Consider the following 12,582-nt stretch of genomic DNA (forward strand, 5'->3'; position numbering starts at 1 on the left):
ATATTAGGTCATGAAAAATTATATTCTTCTTCTGATATGGACAGTATTTATACAAAACGTCTATGCTCAAGGCCGCAATGCCAATTGGGTATTTGGTGATAGTGCAGGTATGCACTTTGATGGATTGAATACCCCTGCAGTTTATAAAACGAATTGCAAAAGCAAAGGCGAATCGTCAACAATTAGTGATACAGCCGGGAATTTGTTATTTTATGAATTTGGCATATCTAACTTGCCTGATCCTTGTGATGCTGTTTATGACAATGATTTTGAATTGATGACTAATGGTGATTCTATTTTTGGTGATACATGGTATAATACAGATATTATTGTGCCTTTGCCGGATAATGATTCCTTATATTATTTATTCTCTACAGTAATATCTAACAGCAATAGGGGATTATATTCTGCCATAATATCAAAACCTAATTTTCTTTCACCTGGTGTTGTGCTAACTAAAAACATTAAACATACATCGAGGCAATTATCCGATTGTATACAAGCAGTTAAACATGGTAATGGTCGCGATTGGTGGATAATAGTAAGAACAGGTGCCGTGGTGCCAAGTGACAGTTTTTTTGTTTGGTTGCTTGAGCCAACAGGTCTTAGTGGCCCAATAGGAAGCAAAGCGGGTTTAAGCTCATTTGATGGATTTCATCATATTGCTTTTAATAAAGATGGTACAAAATTTACTCAAGTATCAGCATCTGGAATAATTGAAGAGTTTAATTTCGACCGTTGCACTGGCAACATTACCAGCAACCGCATCATGCATTATCCTGTTACCATGAATTATCCTCTTTTTTGGGGTGTAGCTTATTCACCAAATGGCCGCTTTGTTTATATGTCGCAATATAAAATAACTGAAGATACCGGATATATATATCAATTGGATATGAGTTTGCCTTCCCCTTGGCCTAATCGTGATACAATTTGGTATTGTCATCCCTATCAAAGCATATTTTTACGTTTAGGCCCAGATAAAAAAATATATGTTTCGCATCCAGATAATCAATATGCTTTTCCATGGTATCCCTACCCCGACAGTTTGTTCACTAACGAGATTACATACCTCGGAGTAATAAACTCGCCCGACAGTCCTGCAACATCCTGCAACTTTACACCTTATAGTTTTTACTTGGGGCCTAACACCCGTTGTTATTTAGGTACAAGCAACTTGCCAGATTATAATATGGGGCCACTTACAGGCAGCATTTGCGATACGCTTGGGTTGTCAATTGCAAGTAATGTTTTAGTGCAAGCTGAATTAAATGCTTACTACCATCAGTCTTGGCATGCTATCATCATCAATGCTAATAAGTTAAAGGGTAACCGTGCATCTATTCGTATTGTAAACAGCGAGGGTAAAGAAGTTTATCTTTCCATAAATGAAAAAATTATGCAAGGCTATTTACAAAAGAACGTGACTTTGCCAAACATAGCATCAGGAATATATATTGTAACCGTTACAAGTGGTGGTCAGCAATTATCGCAAAAAGTGGTGGTGGAAAAATGGTAACCCATTTAAATTGCAAAATGCAAATGAGACTCAAGTTGATTATTTTGCTATATACATTCTGCCATTAGCAGTCCAATGCCAATGCGACTTGATTTTTCATTATAATGCATTGAGGCAGGTATCTTACGCTTATTTGGCATGTAATTATATACATAATTTAACCCAACCCACCATTACCCAAACTCCCGACATCCCCTTATGTGCCGACCAATACAACACAGCTACATTAACTGCTACAACCGAATGTCCACCTCTATCGTATAGTTGGAGCAATGGAACGAGTATAGTAGGCATTACACCGGCTATTGAAGTTAATAATCCCGGAGTATATACGGTTACATTAACTTATCAATGTGGGTATACATCCACTGCAAGCATACAAGTGTATAATTGTTGCGAGGGTACATATCGGGTTGATGGGATAAAAACATTAAGTAGTTTGACCAATTGCCCCTTCCTTACAATATCCGGTAATAGTGCTGTGATGCAGAATATATTTAACTGCAATAGTCCCAATGATCCGCATCCTACCATTGCTGTAAATGGGCGATTAATAGTAGATATGAATTTTGATGTAGATGGCATGGAGTTTATCATGGGCCCCAATTCGGAGATAGTTGTTCAATATGGTAAAATTATACGCAATACGATACCTTCAGGTAGTCCACTTTGCGACTACTTTCATGGCTGTGGCGAGTATATGTGGCGCGGCATTTATTTAGAAGGTTCTGTTGGTAATGACAATGCGTTGTTTTTTTCAAACACTGCTGTGTATATAGAAGATGCCAAGCACGGTATATGGTCAAAGGACAATGCAAAATTAACGGTGAGCAATGTTACCTTTAATAAAAACAACATGGGTATTTTATTTACACCACCATTATTTGGCAGCAGTACCAATACATCGAGCATTTCCAATTGCAAGTTTATGTGCAATGATAAAAACACCTTGGCATTGCAAACCTGCATAAGACCTTACTTAGGCTTACGAAGCAATACAGGTGTTAAAAGTAATGACATAGATTTTTTACAAATAGGCAATGATGGCAATAGTAATAATCGCAACTATTTTCGTAATCTTGATACGGGAATTGCTGTAATATATGGTGAGGCAAATATTGTAAACAATCAGTTTAGCGATATGCCACTGATAGACCCCAATGATGATGGCCTTGAGAATGGAATAGGTATAGCAGCATATGGTTTTAAGCAAAACCCTGCCAAAGTAACCATTGGAAATATAGGCCTTGGAGAAAATATATTTGAAAGACTTGAATACGGGATACATACCCGCAACATGGTGGAGAATGAAACGCGTTACAATAAATTTTATGATACCCGATTTGGAATGTATTTGGCAAGCCATACTAAATCAGCAATAAATATTTACGAAAACGAATTTACAAATTTCAGCATGGGGATATTTGGATTGAACATGACCAACCCAATAAACAATTGCACGGTATTTAATAATCAATTTAATGCTAATGGAGGCATTGGCGGAACAGGCATACGCCTTGGAGCAAACAATGGATTAACATTTTATGCCAACGTATATGGTAATAGTATAAATGCTTGCCGCACAGGCATAAGCATATTAAATGCAACCGAGGTTAATACAGATTTTAATACGATTTGTTTTTTTAGTAATCCGGCACCCAACATGCTTGAGCATGTGGGCATACGGGCATTAAATTGCAATAAAATAGATGCGCGAGAGAATGCAGTAAAATGGATAACTCATCCACCGCAGACTAATATGAGTCTATATGCCAACAAAGTAAAGGGCTATTTATTTAATACTTGCAGCAATGGTACAATACACAATAATCAAACGCATTGGTGTGGCCATGGCTTTGAAACTATTTTCGATTGCCCAAATCTTAAATTTACCTGCAACCTTAATCAAGATACTTACAATGGATTTTATTTAATAGGAGCCACATTGCCCAACCAAGTACAAAACCTTGGTAATGATGAAGCTAATGTAAATACATGGGTAAATAATTTTGGCCAATTTAATATTGATGGTAGTTGTAATTTCTTTAGATGGCATTATGACCCCAACATAGCCAATAGTTTTCCTGTGCCTTTTAACCCCAATTTTGTTCAGCCCAAAATTGAGACAACTGCTGTAGATTGTTCGCTATTGCAAAATGATGAATTGGAAAGCACCCTTGAAGGTATTATACAAGATTCCACCAATTACGATAATTTTACAGTTGAGAACCGGTATGCAGAGGATGAGTTTGCCTATCATACGCTTCGGGCAGATACAATGCATGAACTTAATATAGACTCCCTGTTGCGATTGCAATTTGAGCAAACGATGGATCAAGATGTGATAGGGCAATTTTATAAGGTAGCAGAAATGATAAATAAAGGAGAAATTGAAGCAGCATACAATTTGAATCATACTATAAGTGATACACGGATTGTTGCTGAAAATATAAAAACTGTCAACGATATTTTTCTGCGCACTGTTGCTATAGGCAATCCAATTGGAGCCAATGATAAGGCAACGCTAATGAGCATTGGCTCCACCCTGAGCCTTGTAGGCGGAGAGGCCACCTTTTGGGCACGTAGCCTGCTGGGAGTGGACTTTGAAGATTTACTGAGCAACTACCTGCGCGAATCTAAAACGGAAACCACCAAGGACAAATTGAATGTAACCGTAAAATTGATGCCAAACCCTACTAATGGCAAAGTGATTTTAAGTTCGAGCCATCCAATTAATTTTATCGAAGTATATAATAGCCTGCAGCAACAAGTTGGCGTTGCACAAACCAATATGGATGCACAAACTATTGAATTCGATTTTCAAAAATAGAGGGCAATGTGTTTTTATTAAAGCAGTATTTGAGCATGAGGTTCGTTTTTATACCGTTGTTGTAAATCATTAATTAAAGAAAAAAGTTGCAGTAATAAATGTTACTGCAACTTTTTATAAAGGGATGAAAAAATTTATTTTAATAATAATTTGCATGCTTTGCATGCAAGGTGCTTACTCACAGGGCCGCAATGCCAATTGGGTATTTGGTGATAGTGCAGGTATGCACTTTGATGGATTGAATACCCCAACTGTTTTTAAAACAAATTGCAAGAGCTATGGCAATACTGCAACTATAAGTGATTCTGCTGGGAATCTTTTATTTTATACATATGGCATTTCAACTAAGCCGCAACCTTCGTCAGCCTTATATGATAATAATTATTCTCTCATGCAAAATGGTGACTCTTTAGTTGGTGATGAAACTTTTTTCACTGACATCATTATTCCGGTTCCTGCCTCTAATGATAAATACTATCATTTTGTTTGTGTACCAAGTTCCTATATTGTACTGTACAATATTGTAGAAAAAATGGATCATTTAACTCCTGGCGTTGTATTGTCAAAAATAATTTAATGATGCAAAATATTTTTTCAGATATTATACAGGCCGTGCAGCATGGCAATGGGCGCGATTGGTGGATAATAGCACGCAAAGGAGCTAATATACCCAACGACAGTTTTTTTGTATGGTTGGCGGATCCAAACGGAATATCGGGCCCTACAAAAATAAAAGCGGGAATAAGTGCTTTGGATGGTATTCACCGCATATCTTTTAACAGTAACGGTACACGTTTTATAGAGGTTTCGGCATCAGGCATTATCGAGGAGTTTAATTTCGACCGTTGCACTGGCAACATTACAAGCAACCGCATCATGCATTATCCTGTTACCATGAATTACCCACGTTTTTGGAGTGCAGTTTACTCACCAAATAATCGGTATGTATATATGTCACGGTACGATATTACCAATGACACAGGGTATGTATATCAGCTTGATTTGCAATTGGCAGATCCATGGAAAGATAGAATCGCAATTTGGAAAACGCATCCATATCAAGGACCTGTACTTAATAAAGGGCCGGACAATAAAATTTATCTTGCACATGCTGATATTCATTGGAATTTCCCTTTTTACCCCTATCCCGATACTATGTTTACAAATAAGCTTACCCACCTTGGTGTAATCCATTCTCCGGATAGCCCGGCAGCTTCTTGCAACTTTCAACCGTATAGTTTTTACCTTGGACCAAATGCAAGGTGTTATACAGGTACCAGTCATCTGCCAGATTATAATATGGGCCCACTTGCGGGCAGCGCTTGCGATACGCTGGGGTTGGCTATTGCAAGTAATGTTTTAGTGCAAGCTCATTTAAATGCTTACTACCATCAGCCTTGGCATGCTATCATCATCAATGCTGATAAGTTAAAGGGTAACCGTGCATCTATTCGTATTGTAAACAGCGAGGGTAAAGAAGTTTATCTTTCCATAAATGAAAAAAATTACGCAAGGCTATTTACAAAAGAACGTGACTTTGCCAAACATAGCATCAGGAATATATATTGCAACCGTTACAAGTGGTGGTCAGCAATTATCGCAAAAAGTGGTGGTGGGAAAATGGTAACCCATTTAAATTGCAAAATGCAAATGAGACTCAAGTTGATTATTTTGCTATATACATTCTGCCATTAGCAGTCCAATGCCAATGCGACTTGATTTTTCATTATAATGCATTGAGGCAGGTATCTTACGCTTATTTGGCATGTAATTATATACATAATTTAACCCAACCCACCATTACCCAAACTCCCGACATCCCCTTATGTGCCGACCAATACAACACAGCTACATTAACTGCTACAACCGAATGTCCACCTCTATCGTATAGTTAGAGCAATGGAACAATATAGTAGGCATTACCGGCTATTGAAGTTAATAATCCCGGAGTATATACGGTTACATTAACTTATCAATGTGGGGTATACATCCACTGCAAGCATACAAGTGTATAATTGTTGCGAGGGTACATATCGGGTTGATGGGATAAAAACATTAAGTAGTTTGACCAATTGCCCCTTCCATACAATATCCAGTAATAGTGCTGTGATGCAGAATATATTTAACTGCAATAGTCCTAATGATCCGCATCCTACCATTGCTGTAAATGGGCGATTAATAGTAGATATGAATTTTGATGTAGATGGCATGGAGTTTATCATGGGCCCCAATTCGGAGATAGTTGTTCAATATGGTAAAATTATACGCAATACGATACCTTCAGGTAGTCCACTTTGCGACTACTTTCATGGCTGTGGCGAGTATATGTGGCGCGGCATTTATTTAGAAGGTTCTGTTGGCACTGACAATGCGTTGTTTTTTTCAAACACTGCTGTGTATATAGAAGATGCCAAGCACGGTATATGGTCAAAGGACAATGCAAAATTAACGGTGAGCAATGTTACCTTTAATAAAAACAACATGGGTATTTTATTTACACCACCATTATTTGGCAGCAGTACCAATACATCGAGCATAACCAATTGCAAGTTTATGTGCAATGATAAAAACACCTTGGCCTTGCAAACCTGCATAAGACCTTACTTAGGCTTACGAAGCAATACAGGTGTTAAAAGTAATGACATAGATTTTTTACAAATAGGCAATGATGGCAATATTAATAATCGCAACTATTTTCGTAATCTTGATACGGGAATTGCTGTAATATATGGTGAGGCAAATATTGTAAACAATCAGTTTAGCGATATGCCACTGATAGACCCCAATGATGATGGCCTTGAGAATGGAATAGGTATAGCAGCATATGGTTTTAAGCAAAACCCTGCCAAAGTAACCATTGGAAATATAGGCCTTGGAGAAAATATATTTGAAAGACTTGAATACGGGATACATACCCGCAACATGGTGGAGAATGAAACGCGTTACAATAAATTTTATGATACCCGATTTGGAATGTATTTGGCAAGCCATACTAAATCAGCAATAAATATTTACGAAAACGAATTTACAAATTTCAGCATGGGGATATTTGGATTGAACATGACCAACCCAATAAACAATTGCACGGTATTTAATAACCGAATAAATCCCAATGGAGGCATAAGAGCAACCGGTATACGTTTAGGTGCCAATAATGGATTGAGTTTTATGCCAACGTATATGGTAATGGTATAAATGGATGCCGCACAGGCATAAGCATATTAAACGCAACCGAAGTTAATACAGATTTTAATACGATTTTTTTTTTAGTAATCCGGCACCCAACATGCTTGAGCATGTGGGCATACGGGCATTAAATTGCAATAAAATAGATGCGCGAGAGAATGCAGTAAAATGGATAACTCATCCACCGCAGACTAATATGAGTCTATATGCCAACAAAGTAAAGGGCTATTTATTTAATACCAGCAGCAATGGTACAATACACAATAATCAAGCGCATTGGTGTGGCCATGGCTTTGAAACTATTTTCAATTGCCCAAATCTTAAATTTACCTGCAACCTTAATCAAGATACTTACAATGGATTTTATTTAATAGGAGCCACATTGCCCAACCAAGTACAAAACCTTGGTAATGATGAAGCCAATGTAAATACATGGGTAAATAATTTTGGCCAATTTAATATTGATGGTAGTTGTAATCAATTTGAATGGTATTATGACCCCAACATAGCCAGTAGTATTCCTGTGCCGTTTGACCCTAATTACGTTCAGCCCAAAATTGAGACAACTGCTGTAGATTGTTCGCTATTGCAAAATGATGAATTAGGAAGCACCCTTGAAGGTATTATACAAGATTCAACCAATTATAATAATTTTATAGAAGAAAACCGATATGCAGAGGATGAGTTTGCCTATCATACGCTACGAGCAGATACAATCCATGAACTTAATATAGACTCCCTATTGCGATTGCAATTTACACAGATGATGGATCAGGATGTGATAGGTCAATTTTATCAAGTTGCAGAATTGATAAATAATGGAGAAATTGATGCAGCATATAATTTAAATCAAGCCATAACTGATACAAGAATTGTTGCTGAAAATATTAAAACTGTCAACGATATTTTTCTTCGCACTGTTGCCATAGGCAATTCAATTGGAGCCAATGATAAAGAAACCCTAATGAGCATAGCAACTACGCTGAGTCTTGTTGGTGGCGAGGCCACCTTTTGGGCACGTAGCCTGCTGGGTGTTGACTTTGAAGATTTATTGAGCAACTACCTGCGCGAATCTAAAACGGAAACCACGAAGGACAAATTGAATGTAGTTGTTAAATTGATGCCAAACCCTACTAATGGGAAAGTGATTTTAAATTCTAGCCATCCAATTAATTTTATCGAAGTATATAATAGCCTGCAGCAACAAGTTGCTGTTGCACAAACCAATATGGATGCACAAACTATTGAATTCGATTTTCAAAAAATAGAAGGCAATGTGTTTTTTATTAAAGCAGTATTTGAGCATGAGGTTCGTTTTTATACCGTTGTTGTAAATCATTAATTAAAGAAAAAAGTTGCAGTAATAAATGTTACTGCAACTTTTTAAAAGGATAAAAAAATTTATTTTAATAATAATTTGCATGCTTTGCATGCAAGGTGCTTACTCACAGGGCCGCAATGCCAATTGGGTATTTGGTGATAGTGCAGGTATGCACTTTGATGGATTGAATACCCCTGCAGTTTATAAAACGAATTGCAAAAGCAAAGGCGAATCGTCAACAATTAGTGATAAAGCCGGGAATTTGTTATTTTATGAATTTGGCATATCTAGCTTGCCTGATCCTTGTGATGCTGTTTATGACAATGATTTTGAATTGATGACTAATGGTGATTCTATTTTTGGTGATACATGGTATAATACAGATATTATTGTGCCTTTGCCGGATAATGATTCCTTATATTATTTATTCTCTACAGTAATATCTAACAGCAATAGGGGATTATATTCTGCCATAATATCAAAACCTAATTTTCTTTCACCTGGTGTTGTGCTAACTAAAAACATTAAACATACATCGAGGCAATTATCCGATTGTATACAAGCAGTTAAACATGGTAATGGTCGCGATTGGTGGATAATAGTAAGAACAGGTGCCGTGGTGCCAAGTGACAGTTTTTTGTTTGGTTGCTTGATCAACAGGTCTTAGTGGCCCAATAGGAAGCAAAGCGGGTTTAAGCTCATTTGATGGATTTCATCATATTGCTTTTAATAAAGATGGTACAAAATTTACTCAAGTATCAGCATCTGGAATAATTGAAGAGTTTAATTTCGACCGTTGCACTGGCAACATTACCAGCAACCGCATCATGCATTATCCTGTTACCATGAATTACCCACGTTTTTGGGGTGTAGCTTATTCACCAAATGGCCGCTTTGTTTATATGTCGCAATATAAAATAACTGAAGATACCGGATATATATATCAATTGGATATGAGTTTGCCTTCCCCTTGGCCTAATCGTGATACAATTTGGTATTGTCATCCCTATCAAAGCATATTTTTACGTTTAGGGCCCAGATAAAAAATATATGTTTCGCATCCAGATAATCAATATGCTTTTCCATGGTATCCCTACCCCGACAGTTTGTTCACTAACGAGATTACATACCTCGGAGTAATAAACTCGCCCGACAGTCCTGCAACATCCTGCAACTTTCAACCTTATAGTTTTTACTTGGGCCTAACACCCGTTGTTATTTAGGTACAAGCAACTTGCTAGATTATAATATGGGGCCACTTACAGGCAGCATTTGCGATACGCTTGGGTTGTCAATTGCAAGTAATGTTTTAGTGCAAGCTCATTTAAATGCTTACTACCATCAGTCTTGGCATGCTATCATCATCAATGCTGATAAGTTAAAGGGTAACCGTGCATCTATTCGTATTGTAAACAGCGAGGGTAAAGAAGTTTATCTTTCCATAAATGAAAAAATTATGCTAGGCTATTTACAAAAGAACGTGACTTTGCCAAACATAGCATCAGGAATATATATTGTAACCGTTACAAGTGGTGGTCAGCAATTATCGCAAAAAGTGGTGGTGGGTGAGTGAGTAGTTGCAACCCAATCATAATAACTTATCGTTATTGCCCAACTAAAATTCAAGCTAAAGCACAAAGGCTTAATTTATTACCTTCCTCGTACACTCAATTTGAAAAATAATGAAGTGACATTTTATTTGAAAAAATAAAATAAATTCAATCAACGCAAATGCTCATTTTTATTAGGACAATATTGTTATTAAATTAAAATTAATATACATCTCAATATTTTTTCAAACCACCCAAAAAATAAAACATACCGTTTACGCAAAATTACTTGCACAAGTGTATAATTAATTTACTTTTGTGTTGTGAATGTAGTCACATTCACACTTTTATATCTGCTGCATACAGCATTTTTGATTTACTGATTTAGCTTTTTGTAAAATGAAAAAACTATTTACCTTCTGTATCATTTTTGTTGCTTATAAAAATTTGTTTGCACAATTGCCTGTAAAAATTGAGCATCCACGTATATTGATGGATTCACTTACCAAAGTAGATTTAATTGTAAAGAAAAACAGCAATGATGCAGACTGGCTTGCCATGAAGTCACAGGCAGATGCATTGTCCAATGCGGTTGTACAAACATTTAACAATACCAATGCCACCACATGGTATGGCAATGGACACATTTTTTATAGCTATCAAGGTGAATCGTGGATGGCAGCAACCTATCCGCTTGCAATGACCCATCAAATGATGAAAGGCTTTATATCAGGTGCTTATCCAACAAGCTACTCCAATAAATTAATACAATTAGGAGATACAATTGTTGCGGCACATCAGCGATTTTTAGCCGGGGCACCACTAAGTCATAATGTTATTGATTATTACAATTCCTACTATGCCTCGCGAACGGTACCGGGTACGCTTGCCATTATTTACGATTATTGCTACGATGAATTGTCAACCGCCCAGCGTGCAGCATATATAAGTACCATGAATGATTGGTTTAATGATATTAAACTAAATGGCTATCAGCGCAATGGCCCTCCTACCGGAAATTATTATTGGGGGCACGCATTTGGAATTGGCTACATGGGTTTGGCAACAGCTAACGAAAACATACAAGCGCAAGCAATGATTGACTATGCACGTATGCGTCTTGATCTTTCACCATCTAACCTGATACCCAACTCACAAAAGCCAGAAGCTTCTCTTAAAGATGCTTTCGAAAACAATATAGAACCTGCAGGGTCAGGAGGATGGATGCAAAAAACGTATTATGGAACACCGTTTAAAGGCGGCTTCCATTTGCAGGGGTGGGGATATGGTGCCGAGTCGTTTAACCGGGTTATCGATTACCTGATTTCGATTAAAACCGCAACAACCGAAAATTTATTGACCACCACACAACCCTGGTGGCAACAAAATATAATGGCGTTGTATCATCAAATGTTGCCTAACCGATATGAGGTAGATCATGTTGGAGATTGGGGAGGAATATATAATAATATTTTCCCGTTAGGATTTCCCGGGCGAATAGCATACGCCTATGCAAACACAACATTAGGAGGCAATGCATATGATCTTGCTTTTAACCGCAGAGTTGTATTTCCAATATGGGGGCAAGACCGTGCAGATTTTGATTTATGGGAAAAATTTTATTTCAAGAAAAACCAACCTGCTATTCAAATTGTATCACCTCCATATTATAGTGGTTTCACCGACAGCTACAATCAGTTGTTTGATACCTATAACAACAACAAAGCATTTCAATACTTTGTAATGCGCAACAATTGGACTGATACAGCTACCTGGATTGCATTCAATGCCGAATCGCAATGGTACGATGACCATCAACATTTTGCCTGTGCATCATTTGAGTTAAAGCAAGGAGATAAATATTTATTAGTTGATGCCAACTCGCTCCCGCAGGATCCGCAATTCAATTACACTACCAATGGTACCAATTATGCGGCACATTCAGGCGCAACCAATACACTGTTCTTTAATGACCTTGGAGATTTTTTCGATCAAAATAATTATTGTTCACAAGGGCAACAGTTTTATTATGGACAAGACAAAACCGTTTGTAACGAACAGAGTATGGCCTATTCGTATTTTAGAATTGATGCCACCAATGCCTACAATTATTCTGGCGATACTACCACACTGGCAAGTAACAAACTCAGGCATTTCTATAGAAACTACCTGTATC

10 protein-coding genes are annotated in these 12,582 nt (G+C 37.2%); all 10 read left to right on the forward strand.

All coding sequences use genetic code 11. The features are described from left to right. Nucleotides 1-10 precede the first annotated feature (10 nt). Entirely contained in the window at nucleotides 11-1,519 is a 1,509-nt protein-coding gene (locus tag IPO27_16955; GenBank protein ID MBK8848126.1) for a T9SS type A sorting domain-containing protein, read from the forward strand. Continuing rightward, nucleotides 1,476-4,349 (forward strand): hypothetical protein, encoded by a 2,874-nt coding sequence (locus IPO27_16960; protein ID MBK8848127.1) that lies wholly within the window; start codon nucleotides 1,476-1,478, stop codon nucleotides 4,347-4,349. The genes IPO27_16955 and IPO27_16960 overlap by 44 nt, the downstream gene beginning before the upstream one ends. Before the next feature lie 124 nt (nucleotides 4,350-4,473). Next, nucleotides 4,474-4,926: a hypothetical protein gene (locus IPO27_16965; GenBank protein ID MBK8848128.1), complete on the forward strand. Its 453-nt coding sequence runs from the start codon at nucleotides 4,474-4,476 to the stop codon at nucleotides 4,924-4,926. 918 nt (nucleotides 4,927-5,844) lie between these two features. After that, a complete protein-coding gene (locus IPO27_16970; protein ID MBK8848129.1) occupies nucleotides 5,845-5,976 on the forward strand; it encodes a T9SS type A sorting domain-containing protein in 132 nt (43 codons plus the stop codon). A gap of 109 nt (nucleotides 5,977-6,085) precedes the next feature. Continuing rightward, nucleotides 6,086-6,244, forward strand: coding sequence for a hypothetical protein (locus IPO27_16975; protein ID MBK8848130.1), 159 nt, complete (start codon nucleotides 6,086-6,088; stop codon nucleotides 6,242-6,244). 214 nt (nucleotides 6,245-6,458) lie between these two features. Beyond that, nucleotides 6,459-7,544, forward strand: a complete 1,086-nt coding sequence (locus IPO27_16980) for a hypothetical protein (GenBank protein MBK8848131.1) — start codon at nucleotides 6,459-6,461, stop codon at nucleotides 7,542-7,544. Between the two features lie 91 nt (nucleotides 7,545-7,635). After that, a complete protein-coding gene (locus tag IPO27_16985; GenBank protein ID MBK8848132.1) occupies nucleotides 7,636-8,877 on the forward strand; it encodes a hypothetical protein in 1,242 nt (413 codons plus the stop codon). Nucleotides 8,878-8,956: 79 nt separating this feature from the next. After that, the gene (locus tag IPO27_16990; GenBank protein MBK8848133.1) at nucleotides 8,957-9,523 is read left to right on the forward strand and encodes a hypothetical protein; all 567 of its coding nucleotides are present in this window, start codon (nucleotides 8,957-8,959) and stop codon (nucleotides 9,521-9,523) included. Between the two features lie 567 nt (nucleotides 9,524-10,090). Then, nucleotides 10,091-10,429, forward strand: coding sequence for a T9SS type A sorting domain-containing protein (locus tag IPO27_16995; protein MBK8848134.1), 339 nt, complete (start codon nucleotides 10,091-10,093; stop codon nucleotides 10,427-10,429). A 376-nt stretch (nucleotides 10,430-10,805) separates the two neighbouring features. Then, a partial coding sequence (locus tag IPO27_17000; protein MBK8848135.1) for a hypothetical protein occupies nucleotides 10,806-12,582 on the forward strand: 1,777 nt, incomplete at its 3' end.

It is taken from the genome of Bacteroidota bacterium, from assembly GCA_016714535.1.
Taxonomy (GTDB): domain Bacteria; phylum Bacteroidota; class Bacteroidia; order AKYH767-A; family OLB10; genus JADKFV01.